Origin of the sequence: Streptomyces griseocarneus (assembly GCF_014655595.1) — a bacterium.
Taxonomy (GTDB): Bacteria; Actinomycetota; Actinomycetes; order Streptomycetales; family Streptomycetaceae; genus Streptomyces; species Streptomyces griseocarneus.
The window spans coordinates 221,645-236,113 of sequence record NZ_BNBL01000003.1 but is presented as its reverse complement, the minus strand read 5'-3'; the positions used below and the strand labels follow the sequence as shown (position 1 = coordinate 236,113).

General features: G+C 70.9%; 13 protein-coding genes, 1 pseudogene and 1 riboswitch. Of the genes and pseudogenes, 9 read left to right on the top strand and 5 right to left on the bottom strand.

What is annotated here, in order from left to right:
* Positions 1-235 precede the first annotated feature (235 nt).
* Positions 236-757 (top strand): annotated as a pseudogene (locus IE295_RS33395) (N-acetylmuramoyl-L-alanine amidase); the annotation flags it as partial.
* A gap of 51 nt (positions 758-808) precedes the next feature.
* Positions 809-1,021 (top strand): EF-hand domain-containing protein, encoded by a 213-nt coding sequence (locus IE295_RS33390; RefSeq protein WP_224323072.1) that lies wholly within the window; start codon positions 809-811, stop codon positions 1,019-1,021.
* Positions 1,022-1,051: 30 nt separating this feature from the next.
* Here the strand turns inward: IE295_RS33390 and IE295_RS09785 are convergent, their stop codons facing one another.
* The 5 genes from IE295_RS09785 to gcvT all read right to left on the bottom strand — a co-directional run bounded on the left by IE295_RS09785 (position 1,052) and on the right by gcvT (position 5,979).
* On the bottom strand, positions 1,052-1,360 hold the full coding sequence (locus tag IE295_RS09785) for a hypothetical protein (RefSeq protein WP_190063159.1): 309 nt from the start codon (positions 1,358-1,360) through the stop codon (positions 1,052-1,054).
* Between the two features lie 122 nt (positions 1,361-1,482).
* Entirely contained in the window at positions 1,483-2,865 is a 1,383-nt protein-coding gene (locus IE295_RS09780; RefSeq protein ID WP_190063158.1) for an L-serine ammonia-lyase, read from the bottom strand.
* Positions 2,866-3,113: 248 nt separating this feature from the next.
* Positions 3,114-4,376 (bottom strand): serine hydroxymethyltransferase, encoded by a 1,263-nt coding sequence (glyA, locus tag IE295_RS09775; protein WP_190063157.1) that lies wholly within the window; start codon positions 4,374-4,376, stop codon positions 3,114-3,116.
* A 42-nt stretch (positions 4,377-4,418) separates the two neighbouring features.
* Positions 4,419-4,796 carry a glycine cleavage system protein GcvH gene (gene gcvH, locus IE295_RS09770; RefSeq protein WP_190063156.1) on the bottom strand — a complete coding sequence of 126 codons (378 nt, stop codon included), beginning with the start codon at positions 4,794-4,796 and terminating at the stop codon, positions 4,419-4,421.
* A gap of 67 nt (positions 4,797-4,863) precedes the next feature.
* A complete protein-coding gene (gene gcvT, locus IE295_RS09765) occupies positions 4,864-5,979 on the bottom strand; it encodes a glycine cleavage system aminomethyltransferase GcvT (protein WP_190063155.1) in 1,116 nt (371 codons plus the stop codon).
* Positions 5,980-6,146: 167 nt separating this feature from the next.
* Positions 6,147-6,251: riboswitch (glycine riboswitch) on the bottom strand.
* Positions 6,252-6,456: 205 nt separating this feature from the next.
* Here gcvT and IE295_RS09760 point away from each other — a divergent pair.
* The 7 genes from IE295_RS09760 (at position 6,457) to IE295_RS09730 (ending at position 14,464) form a co-directional block, all read left to right on the top strand.
* Positions 6,457-7,110, top strand: coding sequence for an AAA family ATPase (locus tag IE295_RS09760; RefSeq protein WP_372478815.1), 654 nt, complete (start codon positions 6,457-6,459; stop codon positions 7,108-7,110).
* Positions 7,111-7,417: 307 nt separating this feature from the next.
* On the top strand, positions 7,418-8,179 hold the full coding sequence (locus IE295_RS09755) for an enhanced serine sensitivity protein SseB (protein ID WP_190063154.1): 762 nt from the start codon (positions 7,418-7,420) through the stop codon (positions 8,177-8,179).
* A gap of 107 nt (positions 8,180-8,286) precedes the next feature.
* A complete protein-coding gene (locus IE295_RS09750) occupies positions 8,287-9,075 on the top strand; it encodes an enhanced serine sensitivity protein SseB C-terminal domain-containing protein (protein WP_190063153.1) in 789 nt (262 codons plus the stop codon).
* A 313-nt stretch (positions 9,076-9,388) separates the two neighbouring features.
* Positions 9,389-10,387, top strand: a complete 999-nt coding sequence (locus IE295_RS09745) for an ABC transporter permease (protein ID WP_190063152.1) — start codon at positions 9,389-9,391, stop codon at positions 10,385-10,387.
* Between the two features lie 113 nt (positions 10,388-10,500).
* Positions 10,501-12,273, top strand: coding sequence for an ABC transporter substrate-binding protein (locus IE295_RS09740; RefSeq protein WP_224323062.1), 1,773 nt, complete (start codon positions 10,501-10,503; stop codon positions 12,271-12,273).
* A gap of 116 nt (positions 12,274-12,389) precedes the next feature.
* Positions 12,390-13,388 (top strand): ABC transporter permease, encoded by a 999-nt coding sequence (locus IE295_RS09735; RefSeq protein WP_190063151.1) that lies wholly within the window; start codon positions 12,390-12,392, stop codon positions 13,386-13,388.
* The gene (locus IE295_RS09730) at positions 13,385-14,464 is read left to right on the top strand and encodes an ABC transporter ATP-binding protein (protein WP_190063150.1); all 1,080 of its coding nucleotides are present in this window, start codon (positions 13,385-13,387) and stop codon (positions 14,462-14,464) included. Before IE295_RS09735 ends, IE295_RS09730 begins: the two co-directional genes overlap by 4 nt.
* Positions 14,465-14,469 lie beyond the last annotated feature (5 nt).

Below are 14,469 nucleotides of genomic sequence, written 5' to 3'. Positions count from 1 at the left end.
AGAGATCCCGGAAACGAAGAGACCCTCATCGGCCGTCATGCGGCGGAGCAGGGGTCTCTTCGGCTGGCCGCGGAGAAATGGGGTGTGTTCCGCGGCGAGATGACGACCTGGCCCGGGTCAATGGGGGTCGCTGGCTCGACTATGACATGCGGTGTGTTCAAGAGCCAAAGCGAGAGGCCATTAATCCAAGGTGACCTGCGCCACCGACCTTGAAATCCATGTATAAACCAGCGGTATCTCTTATCTTTATGTAAACGTTTGGATACGGGAGGCCCCCATGGAGCGCAGGTATCCCCCCACCCGCTGGCTCCCGGCGGACGGCGCCAACCACACGGTCTCCGACCGTCCCGGCGCCCACCCCGTCGACTTCGTCGTCGTGCACGTGACCGAGGAGACCTTCGCGGACACCCGGCGGATCTTCCAGGACCCCCGGGCGAAGGTGTCGGCCCACTACCTGGTGGGCTCCGCCGACGGCCGCGTCGCACAATTCGTCCGCGAGAAGGACATCGCCTGGCACGCGGGCAACTGGGACTACAACACCCGCAGCATCGGCATCGAGCACGAGGGCTGGACCGACCGGCCCGAATACTTCACCGACGCCCTCTACCGCGCCTCCGCGCGCCTGGCCGCCGCCGTCTGCCACCGCTACCGCATCCCCGTCACCCGGGACCGCATCATCGGCCACAGCGAGGTGCCCGGGGCCACCCACACCGACCCCGGTCCGCACTGGGACTGGGACCGTTATCTGGAGCTGGTGACCCGGGAGCTAATCTGTGCCGGTCCCACCAGCACTCAAGGGGAGGCCCACATGGCTGACATCGAGGCAGCACGCACCGCTTTCAACCGATTTGACGTCGACGGCGACGGATTCATCACCGCCGCCGAGTACAAGAGCGTCATGGCTCAGCTCGGCGACCACAACGTCACCGAGACCGTGGCCCAGGCCATCATCAACAAGAAGGACGGCAACGGCGACGGCGTCCTGTCCTTCGACGAGTTCTGGGCCTCCCTGGACCGCTGATCCGGACGTGTTACGCCCGGGGGCCCCGGGTCAGCGCCAGCCCCGACGCTGCGCGCCGGCCCGGCGCCGGCGGTCGTTGCACAGCAGACACCGCCCCCAGCCGGACGGCAGCGGGTCCTTGTCGTCCCCGTACAGCGGGTCCACCGGGCCCCTGGGGTGCTCCGCGCAGCCCGTGGCCCCCGACCCCGCCCGCAGCGCGCCGGCCGCCGTCAGCGCCCGCCGCAGCGCGTCCACGAGTTGATCGGCCTCATGGGGGGCGGGTGCGGCGTCGAGGGAGAAGGCGATGTCCGAGGCGGTGGTGAGCGCGCTCTGGAGTTCGCGCAGGTTTGCGTAACTCATGCCCGTGAGCCTACGGGCCACCACTGACAACGGTACGGTCGCGCCGACGCGCGGCGGTACGACGACGCCGGGCGGGCCGTGATCCCGGCCCGCCCGGCGTTGCGCGCACACCGCTCAGCGGATCAGCACTCGATGACGTTCACGGCGAGGCCGCCGCGCGCCGTCTCCTTGTACTTGACCTTCATGTCCGCGCCCGTCTCCTTCATGGTCTTGATGACCTTGTCGAGGGAGACGTGGTGCCGGCCGTCGCCGCGCAGGGCCATGCGGGCGGCGGTGACGGCCTTGGCGGCGGCCATGCCGTTGCGCTCGATGCAGGGGATCTGCACCAGGCCGCCGACGGGGTCGCAGGTCAGGCCGAGGTTGTGCTCCATGCCGATCTCGGCGGCGTTCTCGACCTGCTCCGGGGTGCCGCCGAGGACCTCGGCGAGGCCGCCGGAGGCCATCGAGCAGGCGGAGCCGACCTCGCCCTGGCAGCCGACCTCGGCGCCGGAGATGGAGGCGTTCTCCTTGAAGAGCATGCCGATCGCGCCCGCGGCCAGCAGGAAGCGCACGATGCCGTCCTCGTCCGCGCCGGGGACGAAGTTCATGTAGTAGTGCAGCACGGCCGGGATGATGCCCGCGGCGCCGTTGGTGGGGGCGGTGACGACCCGGCCGCCAGCGGCGTTCTCCTCGTTGACGGCCATGGCGTAGACGGTGATCCACTCCATCGCGCGGGCCTGCGCGTCGCCCTCGGCGCGCAGCTGACGGGCGGTGCTGGCGGCGCGGCGGCGGACCTTCAGGCCGCCCGGGAGGATGCCCTCGCGGGACATGCCGCGCGTGACGCACGCCTGCATGACGCGCCAGATCTCCAGGAGGCCCTCGCGGATCTCCGTCTCCGTGCGCCAGGCCTTCTCGTTCTCCATCATCATCGCGGAGATGGACAGGCCCGACTCGCGGGACATCCGCAGCAGCTCGTCACCGGTGCGGAAGGGGAACTTCAGAACCGTGTCGTCGAGCACGATCCGGTCCGCGCCCACCGCGTCCTCGTCCACGACGAAGCCGCCGCCGACCGAGTAGTAGGTCTTCTCCAGCAGCGGCGCGCCCGTCTCGTCGTAGGCGAAGAGGGTCATGCCGTTGGCGTGGTACGGCAGGGCGCGGCGGCGGTGCAGGATCAGCTGGGTGGAGTCGTCGAAGTCGATCTCGTGGTCGGAGCCGATCTCGGCGCCCAGCAGGCGCAGCCGCTTGGTGGTGCGGATGCGCTCGACCTCGTCGTCGGCGATCTCGACGTCCACGGTGCGGGGCGAGTGGCCCTCGAGGCCCAGCAGGACGGCCTTGGGGGTGCCGTGGCCGTGGCCGGTGGCGCCGAGGGAGCCGTAGAGCTCCGCCCGGACGGAGGTGGTCTGCGCGAGCAGCCCGTCCTTCTTCAGGCGCCCCACGAACATGCGGGCGGCGCGCATCGGGCCGACCGTGTGGGAGCTGGACGGGCCTATGCCGATCGAGAAGAGATCGAATACGGAGATGGCCACGGTGGCAGCTCCTCTGGGTCGGTGGTACGGGGTGGTACAGGGGGTGGTACAGGTCGTGCGTGACGTGGTGCGGGGCACCGCGCCCACCTCTCAGTGTGCGCGATGCCGGCCGCTCGCCGTGGTGGGCGTTCTCACACGTCGGAACCCGGGGCACGAGGCGACGGGTCCCGGTCGTGACGCGGGGCACCGGACACGCTTCGCAGCGTGCCCAGTGCCCCGCACCGACCGGTGAATCCCGTGCGTCGGTCCTACTTCAGCCCGGGGTACAGCGGGTGCTTCGCCGCCAGGGCGGTGACGCGGTTCCGCAGGGCCTCGGCGTCGAAGCCCGGCTTCAGGGCCTCGGCGATGATGTCGGCGACCTCACGGAAGTCCTCCGCCTGGAAGCCGCGCGTGGCCAGCGCCGGGGTGCCGATCCGCAGGCCCGAGGTGACCATCGGGGGGCGCGGGTCGTTCGGGATGGCGTTGCGGTTGACCGTGATGCCCACCTCGTGGAGGCGGTCCTCGGCCTGCTGGCCGTCCAGCTCGGAGTTGCGCAGGTCCACCAGGACCAGGTGCACGTCCGTGCCGCCGGACAGGACGGAGACGCCCACCTCGGCGACGTCGTCCCGCACCAGGCGCTCGGCCAGGATCTTCGCGCCCTCCAGCGTACGCTGCTGGCGCTCCTTGAACTCCTCGCTCGCCGCGACCTTGAAGGACACGGCCTTCGCCGCGATCACGTGCTCGAGCGGGCCACCCTGCTGACCGGGGAAGACCGCGGAATTGATCTTCTTGGCCAGCTCGGCCGTGGAGAGGATCACACCGCCGCGGGGGCCGCCCAGGGTCTTGTGGGTGGTCGTGGTGACGACGTGGGCGTGCGGCACCGGGTTGGGGTGCAGGCCCGCGGCGACCAGGCCCGCGAAGTGGGCCATGTCGACCATCAGGTACGCCCCGACCTCGTCGGCGATCCGGCGGAAGGCCGCGAAGTCCAGCTGGCGCGGGTAGGCGGACCAGCCGGCGACGATCAGCTTCGGGCGGTGCTCCTTGGCGAGGCGCTCGACCTCGTCCATGTCGACCAGGTTGGTCGCCTCGTCGACGTGGTACGCGACCACGTTGTAGAGCTTGCCGGAGAAGTTGATCTTCATGCCGTGGGTCAGGTGCCCGCCGTGGGCGAGGTTCAGACCCAGGATGGTGTCGCCGGGGTTGAGCAGGGCGAACATGGCGGCGGCGTTGGCCTGCGCGCCGGAGTGCGGCTGCACGTTGGCGTGCTCGGCGCCGAAGAGCGCCTTGATGCGGTCGATCGCGATCTGCTCGACGACGTCGACGTGCTCGCAGCCGCCGTAGTAGCGGCGGCCCGGGTAGCCCTCGGCGTACTTGTTGGTGAGGACCGAGCCCTGGGCCTCCATGACCGCGACCGGAGCGAAGTTCTCCGAGGCGATCATCTCGAGGGTGGACTGCTGGCGGTGGAGTTCGGCGTCGACTGCGGCGGCGACGTCGGGGTCGAGCTCATGGAGGGAGCTGTTCAGAAGCGTCATGAGTTCTTCCTGGACTTCCTGACGGGAGGGAAGCGGGCGGGGTCAGCCGGCGAAGGCGGTGTACTCGTCGGCGGACATCAGGTCCTCCGGCTCGTCCGTGATCTTCACCTTGAACAGCCAGCCGCCCTCGAAGGGGGCGGAATTCACCAGCGAGGGGTCGTCCGCGACGTCCTGGTTGGCCTCGACGACCTCGCCGGTCACCGGGGCGTAGAGGTCGCTGACCGACTTGGTCGACTCCAGCTCACCACAGGTCTCGCCCGCGGCGACCGTGTCACCGACGGCCGGGAGCTGGGCGTAGACCACGTCGCCGAGGGCGTTGGCCGCGAACTCGGTGATGCCGATCGTCGCCACACCGTTCTCGTCGGCGGCCGACAGCCACTCGTGCTCCTTGGTGTAGCGCAGCTGCTGGGGGTTGCTCATGGCTAGATTCTCCTGTACGCGCGAGAGTGCTTGTGCAAGGGGTCTTGACAGATGAGATGAGGGGGGTTCAGCGGGCCCGCTTGTAGAAGGGCAGGGCGACGACCTCGTACGGCTCGTGGCTGCCGCGAATGTCCACGGCCACCCCTTCCGTACCCGGCGCCGCGTGCGCCGCGTCCACGTAGGCGATCGCGATCGGCTTGCCGAGGGTGGGGGAGGGGGCGCCCGAGGTGACCTCGCCCACGACCTCGCCGCCCGCGACGACGGAGAAGCCGGCGCGCGGCACCCGGCGACCGGTGGCGATCAGGCCGACCAGCTTGCGCGGCGGGGCGCTCTCGGCCCGCTCGGCGGCGGCCTCGAGCGCCGCACGGCCCACGAAGTCACCGTCCTTGTCGAACTTCACGACCCGGCCCAGCCCCGCGTCGAACGGGGTGGTGGCGGTGGTCAGCTCGTGCCCGTACAGCGGCATGCCGGCCTCCAGGCGCAGCGTGTCGCGGCAGGAGAGGCCGCAGGGCACCAGACCCGCGTCCGCGCCCGCCTCCGTCAGGGCCTGCCACAGCTTCTCGGCGTCGCCCGGCGCGACGAACAGCTCGAAGCCGTCCTCGCCGGTGTAGCCGGTACGGGCGATCAGCGCGGGCACGCCCGCGACGGTGCCCGGCAGGCCCGCGTAGTACTTCAGCCCGTCCAGGTCGGCGTCGGTGACGGACTTCAGGATGCCGGGGGAGGCCGGGCCCTGGACGGCGATCAGCGCGTAGGCGTCGCGGTCGTCCCGCACGACGGTGTCGAAGCCGGCGGCGCGCTCGGTGACCGCGTCCAGCACCACCTGGGCGTTGGAGGCGTTGGCGACGACCATGAATTCCTCGTCCGCCAGGCGGTAGACGATCAGGTCGTCCAGGATGCCGCCCTCGGCGTCGCAGATCATGGTGTAGCGGGCGCGGCCGACGGCGAGCGCGGAGAGGTTGCCGACGAGGGCGTAGTCGAGGGCCTGGCCGGCCTGCGGACCCGTGAGGGTGATCTCGCCCATGTGGGACAGGTCGAAGAGCCCGGCGCGGGTGCGGACGGCGACGTGCTCGTCCCGCTCGCTGCCGTAGCGCAGGGGCATGTCCCAGCCCGCGAAGTCGGTCATGGTCGCGCCGAGGGCGCGGTGCAGCGCGTCGAGGGCGGTATGGCGGGGGGCGTTCGTCATGGTCAGGCTCCCGGGCAGTCAGTCGCGGAGGAATACCTCGAAAGGCGGCCTCCCCATCTGTCATCGGAACCTGAGAGGTTCACCGAGAGCTCCATGAGGGGCGTTCTCGGCTTGCACCTTGGGTGGGACCACCACCGCACGCGGCGGGGCCCGCTTTTCAGATCTGCCTCACCCGCGCGGTACGGGGCCTGAGAGATTCAAGGGAGGAACTTGCTCCTTCGGCGCCCAGCGCACACGGTGTGTGCTGCCTGGGACTCTCCCGCGCGGATTCGAGCGGCCGGTATGCAGTTGGTTGCGCGCGATCATGCACGGGCGTGCAGGATCGTGCGGGGTGGTGCGTGGGGTGCTGCTGGCGCGCACATCATTGCACGTAAGGGCGTACGAGGGACTGCCCCCGGTCCCATGAATTGGATTACCTTTTCTTTACGTTCCGTGGGTAGGGGGCAGTGAACGGACGGGGGAGGGAAGGCGATCACAGTGCGTACGCGTACGGACGTGCAGGCGACTGCCGGAAAGAAGGCGCCCGGGGCGCCGGCGGTGCGCCCGGCGGGGGTGCTCGACCTGCGCGGCCGCCCGGCCTCGGAACTGCGCTATCCGCTCGGCGACCTGCTCGTGGTCTCCGGGCTGCCCGGCAGCGGCAAGTCCACGCTGATGCGACGGGTGGTGCCGCCGGCGGACGGCCGGGGCACGCCGGTGCGGCGGGTGGACTCCCAGGACGCGAGAGAACGGCTGGAGCGGCGCATGCCGGCCGGTGTGCCGTATGCGGCATACCGGCCTTTCGCGCGACTTGTCCATTACGCATCCCTGCGGCGGGCACTGCGCTCGGACGTGAGCGTCGTGGTCCACGACTGCGGCCAGCGCAGCGTGGTGCGCCGCTGGCTGGCGCGGGAGGCCCGGCGGCGCGGCGGGGCGGTGCACGTCGTGCTGCTCGCCGTCGACCCGGCGACGGCGCTGGCAGGGCAGGCGGCGCGGGGGCGGGGTGTGTCGGCGTACGCCTTTGCGCGGCATCGCCGCGCGATGGCACGGCTGACCGAGGCCACGATGGCCGGCCGGCTGCCGGCAGGTGCGGCGTCGGTGACCGTGCTGGACCGCCAGGCGGCGGACGCCTTGCGGGTCATCGGCTTCGGCTAGCGGGGGGCACCGTTCGGCTGCGGCCCGGTGGGCCGGTTTGTGCCCACCCTCCCCCAGCTACCGCTGGGAGGTGCCCCCAGCCCTGCGGAACGATTGCCCACAAACCGGCGGGAGGGGCCGGGGTGGGACGGCGGGCCCTGGGAGGGGCGTCGGGGTTATTTGCGGCTGCGGGCGGGGCTCGCTCGACGGTTGACGGGGGCCGTAAATAATCCAGCCCCAGAAGGGCCCGCCGTCCCGCCCCGGCCCCGCACCCCGCACCGCACCCTGCACCCACCGGGCCCAGGCGCAGCCGCTAGGGTTCGGGGGCATGAGCGTCGAGGAAACCTCAACCCCCGTCTGGCCCGGCAACGAACTCGAAGAGGTGCTGGCCGCCTCGCTGGGCGGCGCGGCCGGGGCCGGCGAGCGCATCGTCGAGGTGCTCGGGCGCAGCAGCGTGTGGATACCGCTGCCGGCCGGCGGCGGGCCGGACAGCGACGGCCTCGACCTGCCCACGCTCGAGCTGGGCGGCGCCGCCTACGTGCCGGTGTTCAGCTCGCACGCGGAGTTCCTGCGCGTGATGGGCGAGCACGTGTCCTTCGCCGTGGCCCCCGCCGTCGAGTTCGCCCGCGGCCTGCCCCCGCAGGTGGGCATCGTCCTCAACCCCGAGGGCACGGTCGGGGCGCCGCTCCCGCCGCCCGCCGTCGCCGAGCTGTGCCGGACCGGGCGCATCCTCCTCGAGGGCGAGCCGACCGGCGGCCGGGTGCGCCTCTTCGAGCCCGACTGGCAGGACGAGCCGACCGCCTTCCTGGCGGCCGCCGGGCTGGAGTTCGCCGAGCAGCGCCAGGTCGTGCGCACGGCCCGCCGCGCGCTGGCGAGCGTCGAGGGCGCGGACCCCGCGCTGTTCGTGGGCGTCGAGCTGGAGCTGCCCGACCCGGAGGGCCGGACCGTCACCCTGGAGGCCCTCGGCCGGGCGCTGGGCAAGGCCCCCGTGCCCTGGCCCGTTCAACTGGTGTTCCTCGATGTCGCACGGGACCCGGTGGCCGACTGGATGCGCGACCGGCTGCGTCCGTTCTACGACCGTGACCTGTGAACAGCGCGGACAGCTCTCTTGCCCGCGGCCCGGGCCTCGTAAGCTGGTTGGATGACCGTACGGGGTGAGGGCACCCGTAAGGCGGCCGAGAGAGAAGGCGGACTCAGGTGAGCGCGGGCGCGGAGAGCGGCGTGGAGCAGGTGCTGCGCCAGGTGGCGCCCGGCCGGTACGACACCTACGAGGCGCTGCTGCGCGCTCTCGCCGAGGGCCGGGTGTGGATGCTGCTGTGGCACGGGCAGGCCGGTTCGCCCGAGGCGCAGTACGGCAACATGCAGGTCGACGGGCTGGGTTACGCGCCCTGTGTGACGTCCGCCCAGGAGCTCGCCGCCAGCGGCTGGAACCGTGCCCACGAGGTCGTCACGGGCCGGGACGTCGCCGCCTCCCTCTACCCCGACCGCTGGGGCCTGTGGCTCAACCCGCACGCGCCCGGCGGCGGCGTCGGCATCCCCTGGCTCGACCTGCGCCGGATCACGGCGGGCCTGGACCGGCTGCCCGCCGGCCCCCTGCGGCTGAGCGAACCGGCCGTGGACATTCCGCAGTTCTACGCCCTGCTCGGGCAGAACGCCCACCGCACCCCCGTGGTCCGGGCGCTGCGCCGCGCCTGGGTGCAGCCCGCGCTGGGCTCGCCGTACCTGGCGATCGGCCTCGACCTGTACGACACCTCCCCGGCGGCCGTGGAGTCGGTGCGGCTGATGATGCAGCAGTCGATCGGGGTGGTCCCGGAGGGGCTGCCGGTGTCGACGGTGTCGATGGCCGACGAGTACGACCCGGTCGCCATGTGGATGCGCGCCAACGCCCGCCCCTTCTTCGACCGCGACGCCTACGGCGGCGCCCCCGCGCCGACGACGGGCTACGGCTATCCGCCGCAGCAGGGCTGGCAGGCCGGCGCGTACTGACCCGCTGCCGGTCCACCGCTGTCCGTATAACGGAACCTTCCTACGCACATCACGGTTGCGCATCCATTGCCGACGACGTCTGGCGGGTGATCGGCGCCACATTGAAGACTCCCGCCAACAAGGGCCGAAGGCTCTGCCGTACGACCTGCTCCGTGTGAACGACGACCCGCTCCACGGAAACGTCGACCTGCTCCGCGTGAACTTCCCCGCACCACCGCACAAATCGCACCACTCGCACCAGTGATGTGAACCTCCGCCCTCGCGGCGGAGGGCGTTGGGCCGGCGGCATCCGGCCGAGAGGGGTCCACCAGACATGACGGCACCACTGCACGATACGGGCGCGGCAGGGGCCGCCGCCGTCGATGTCGCCACCGACGTGCCCGGCAAGGCCATCGAGGGGCGCTCCCCCTGGCGCATCGCCTGGATCCGCCTCAAACGCGACAAGGTGGCGCTGGCCGGCGGGGTCGTCGTCCTGCTGCTCGTCCTGGTCGCGGCCTTCGCCCCGCTGATCGTCGGGCTGCTGGGCCATCCGCCGAACGAATTCCATGAAGAAACGATTGATCCGTTCTTCAGCACCCCCAAGGGGTCCTGGGGAGGCATCAGTTCGGACTTCCTCTTCGGCGTCGAGCCGGGCAACGGCCGCGACGTCTTCAGCCGGGTCGTCTACGGCGCCCGCGTCTCGCTGCTCGTGGCCTTCCTCTCGGCGGTCGTCGCCGTGGTGCTCGGCACGGTGTTCGGGATCGTCGCCGGCTACTTCGGCGGCTGGGTCGACGCCGTCGTCAGCCGGGTGATGGACCTGCTGCTCGCCTTCCCCCAGCTGCTGTTCATCATCGCCCTGGTGTCGGTGGTGCCCAACTCGCTGTGGGGGCTGCAGGGTTCGGGCGTGCGGATGGCCGTGCTGATCGCCGTGATCGGCTTCTTCGGCTGGCCGTACGTGGGGCGCATCGTGCGCGGCCAGACGCTCTCGCTGCGGGAGCGGGAGTACGTGGAGGCGGCGCGCAGCCTGGGCGCGGGCCGCGGCTACATCCTCTTCCGCGAGCTGCTGCCCAACCTGGTCGCGCCCATCACCGTCTACACCACCCTGATGATCCCGACCAACGTGCTCACCGAGGCCGCGCTGAGCTTCCTGGGCGCGGGGGTCAAGCCGCCGACCGCCTCCTGGGGGCAGATGCTCTCCAAGGCCGTCACGACCTACGAGGCCGACCCGATGTTCATGATCATCCCGGGTGTGGCCATCTTCGTCACCGTGCTGGCGTTCAACCTCTTCGGCGACGGCGTGCGCGACGCGCTGGACCCGAAGGGCTCGCGCTAGCCGCACCACCGCCCGCTTCCGGTCGTACACCCGCCCCTGTCGTCCCGTCAGAGGCCGTTCCCGAACACCGCCGGCCCTTCCGGGGCGGCGACAATCACGGAGGTCGCGACATCTTGGCAACCCAGAGAAATCCCCGGCGCGCAACCGTCGCGGGGGCGGCCCTCGTGGTCGCGGCCCTCGTCGGCACCACGGCCTGCGGCGGCGGTGGCGGCAAGGACGGCAAGCACGGCGGCAAGGCCCCGGGATTCAACGCCGGCATCGACAAGGTGGCCAGCGCCTCCGACAAGAAGGGCGGCGAGCTGCGGTTCATCGGCACCCAGGACGCCGACTCCTGGGACCCGCAGCGCGGCTACTACGGCTTCATGTGGGACTTCGCCCGCTTCTACACCCGCACGCTGGTCACCCCCAAGGCGGCGCCCGGCAAGGAGAGCCGCACCGTCGTCCCCGACATGGCCACCGACACCGGGAAGGTCTCGGCGGACAAGAAGACGTACACGTTCACCCTGAGGGACGGCCTGACCTGGGAGGACGGCCAGCCGATCACCTCGAAGCACATCAAGTACGGCATCGAGCGCACCTGGGCGCAGGACAAGATCTCCGGCGGCCCGCTGTGGCTCATGCAGGCCCTCGACCCCGACAAGACCTACAAGGGCCCGTACAAGGACGAGAGCCCGGACAGGCTCGGGCTGAAGGCGATCGAGACTCCGGACGACAAAACCATCGTCTTCAAGCTGCCCAAGGCCAACGGCGACTTCCCCCAGATGCTGGCCCTGCCCGCGGCCGCCCCCGTGCGCCCGGACAAGGACACCGCGGAGAAGTACGGGCAGAAGCCGTTCTCCAGCGGCCCCTACCGCTGGGTGTCGTACACCCCCAACAAGGGCCTGGAGCTGGTGCGCAACGAGAAGTGGAAGCGGGAGTCCGACCCCGTCCGCAAGGCGCTGCCCGACAAGATCACGGTCAAGCTCTCCACCAACGCCGACGACATGGACAACCGCCTGATCGCCGGCGACTACGACGTCGACATCAACGCCACCGGCATGGGCTCGGCCGGCCGCCAGAAGGCGCTGCAGTCGGCCAAGGCGAACGTCGACAACCCCCAGACCGGCTTCATCCGCTACGCCGTCTTCCCCAGGACCGTGGCGCCCTTCGACAACGAGCACTGCCGCAAGGCGGTGATCTACGCCGCCGACCACACCTCGCTGCAGACCGCGCGCGGCGGCCCCGACGCGGGCGGCGACATCGCCACCGGCATGATCCCGCCGTCCGTCGAGGGCTACGACCCGGGCTACGACCCCTTCCAGCTCAAGCAGGGCAAGCCCGACATCGCCAAGGCCAAGGAGGAGCTGAAGGCCTGCGGCAAGCCGGAGGGCTTCAAGACCACCATCGCCGTCCGCAACAACAAGCCGCCGGAGATCGCCACCGCCGAGTCGATGCAGGCGGCGCTGAAGAAGGTCGGCATCCAGACCGACATCGACCAGTACGACGGCGCCCAGACCACCGGCATCATCGGCGCTCCCAAGAACGTCAAGGCCAAGGGCTACGGCATCATCATCATGGGCTGGGGCGCCGACTTCCCCAGCGGCCAGGGCTTCCTGCAGCCCCTGACGGACGGCCGGTTCATCCTCGACAGCGGCAACAACAACTACGGGGAGATCAACGACCCCGGGATCAACAAGCTCTACGACCAGGCCATCGCGGAGACCGACCCGGTCAAGGCCGGGAAGATCTTCCAGGAGGCCAACAAGAAGGTCACCGAGGGCGGCTGGTACCTGCCCTTCGTCTTCGAGAAGAACATCATCTGGCGCAGCTCCCGGCTGACCAACGTCTACACCTCAGACGCCTACAACGGCCGCTACGACTACGCCTCCCTGGGCGTCGCCAAGTGACCGTCCGTCCGCTCAGCCGGCACACCCGCCGCCAGGCCCCGAAGGGCAGGTGAGGGCCGCGCGCGGCGGCTCCGGGGACCGTCACGGTTCCCGGGGCCGCCGCCGGGCCGACCGCAGTGTTCGCATACATCGTCAGGCGGCTGTTCGCCGTCATCGTGATGCTGCTGGTGGTCACGCTGGTGACCTTCGGCATCTTCTTCGCCATCCCCAAGCTCACCGGGTCCGACCCGGCCCTGCTGTACGTCGGCAAGCAGGCGGACCCGGAGACCATCGAGGGCATCCGGCAGAAGCTGGGGCTCGGTGACCCGGTCCTCGTCCAGTTCTGGCACTTCGTCTCCGGCATCGTCTCCGGCCGCGACTACTCCGGCGGCGGCACCTCGGTGCACTGCGACGTGCCCTGCTTCGGCTACTCCTTCCGCACCGAGCAGGACATCTGGCCGGTGCTCAAGGACCGGCTGCCGGTGACGCTCTCGCTCGCCGCCGGCGCCTGCGTGCTGTGGCTGCTGGGCGGAGTGATCACGGGCGTCGTCTCCGCGCTCAAGCGGGGCAGCCTGTGGGACCGAGCGGCCATGACCGTGGCCCTCGCCGGCGTCTCGCTGCCGATCTACTTCACCGGCCTGCTCTCGCTCGCGGTCTTCTCCTACGGACTGGGCTGGCTGGACGGCGAGTACGTCGACTTCGCCGAGAGCCCGGGGGAGTGGTTCAGCGGCCTCGTCCTGCCCTGGATCACCCTCGCCTTCCTCTACGCGGCCATGTACGCCCGCCTCACCCGGGCCACCATGCTGGAGATCCTCGGCGAGGACTACATCCGCACCGCCCGCGCCAAGGGGCTGCGCGAGCCGGTCGTCATCGGCAAGCACGCCATGCGCTCCACCATGACGCCCGTGCTGACCATCCTCGGCATGGACCTCGGCGCCCTCGTCGGCGGCGCGATCCTCACCGAGACCACCTTCAACCTGCCCGGCCTCGGCCAGGCGGCCGTGAAGGCGATCGGCGACCGCGACCTGCCGCTGATCCTCGGCGTGACGCTCATCGCCGCCGCCGCGGTCGTCCTCGCCAACCTCGTGGTGGACCTCCTGTACGCCGTGATCGACCCCCGAGTGAGGCTCTCGTGACGACCGCACCCGCCCCCGCCCCCGGGCAGCCGCCGGCCGCGTTCCTCGAGGTGCGCGACCTGCGCATCCACTTCCCCACCGACGACGGCCTGGTCAGGAGCGTCGACGGGCTCTCCTTCCGGCTGGACAAGGGCCGCACCCTCGGCATCGTCGGCGAGTCGGGCTCCGGGAAGTCCGTCACCTCACTGGGCATCATGGGCCTGCACACCGTCGGCCAGTACGGCCGCCGCCGGGCGAGGATCAGCGGCGAGATCTGGCTGGACGGCAAGGAGCTGATGAGCGCCGACCCCGACGAGGTGCGGCGGCTGCGCGGCCGCGAGATGGCGATGATCTTCCAGGACCCGCTGTCGGCCATGCACCCCTACTTCACCGTCGGCGCCCAGATCGTCGAGGCCTACCGCGTCCACCACGACGTCGACAAGAAGACCGCCCGCAAGCGCGCGGTCGAGCTGCTGGACCGCGTCGGCATCCCGCAGCCCGACCGGCGGGCCGACGACTACCCCCACCAGTTCTCCGGCGGCATGCGCCAGCGCGCGATGATCGCGATGGCGCTGGTCAACAACCCCGAGCTGCTCATCGCGGACGAGCCCACCACCGCCCTGGACGTCACCGTCCAGGCGCAGATCCTCGACCTCATCCGCGACCTGCAGCAGGAGTTCGGCTCCGCCGTCATCATCATCACCCACGACCTGGGCGTGGTCGCCGAGCTCGCCGACGACATCCTGGTGATGTACGGCGGCCGCTGCGTCGAGCGCGGCCCCGCCGAGCAGGTCTTCCGCCGGCCCCAGCACCCCTACACCTGGGGCCTGCTGGGCTCCATGCCGCGCATCGACCGCGAGCAGACCGAGCGGCTGATCCCCGTCAAGGGCTCGCCGCCCAGCCTGATCAACGTGCCTCCCGGCTGCGCCTTCAGCCCGCGCTGCCCCTACGCCGACGTGCCCGCCGACGGGATCACCCGCAGCGAGCGGCCGGAGCTCGCCCCGGTGCCGGGCACCGACCGGCACCACGCCGCCTGCCACATGACGCACGAGGAACGGGCGCGGATCTGGACCGAAGAGATCGCGCCGAAGCTGTGAAGGGC

What these genes read in the sequence shown, in the direction of transcription:
- gcvH (WP_190063156.1), bottom strand. Translation starts at nt 4,796, where the DNA reads ATGAGCAACCCCCAGCAGCTGCGCTACACCAAGGAGCACGAGTGGCTG.
- IE295_RS09785 (WP_190063159.1), bottom strand. Translation starts at nt 1,360, where the DNA reads ATGAGTTACGCAAACCTGCGCGAACTCCAGAGCGCGCTCACCACCGCC.
- gcvT (WP_190063155.1), bottom strand. Translation starts at nt 5,979, where the DNA reads ATGACGAACGCCCCCCGCCATACCGCCCTCGACGCGCTGCACCGCGCC.
- glyA (WP_190063157.1), bottom strand. Translation starts at nt 4,376, where the DNA reads ATGACGCTTCTGAACAGCTCCCTCCATGAGCTCGACCCCGACGTCGCC.
- IE295_RS09755 (WP_190063154.1), top strand. Translation starts at nt 7,418, where the DNA reads ATGAGCGTCGAGGAAACCTCAACCCCCGTCTGGCCCGGCAACGAACTC.
- IE295_RS33390 (WP_224323072.1), top strand. Translation starts at nt 809, where the DNA reads ATGGCTGACATCGAGGCAGCACGCACCGCTTTCAACCGATTTGACGTC.
- IE295_RS09745 (WP_190063152.1), top strand. Translation starts at nt 9,389, where the DNA reads ATGACGGCACCACTGCACGATACGGGCGCGGCAGGGGCCGCCGCCGTC.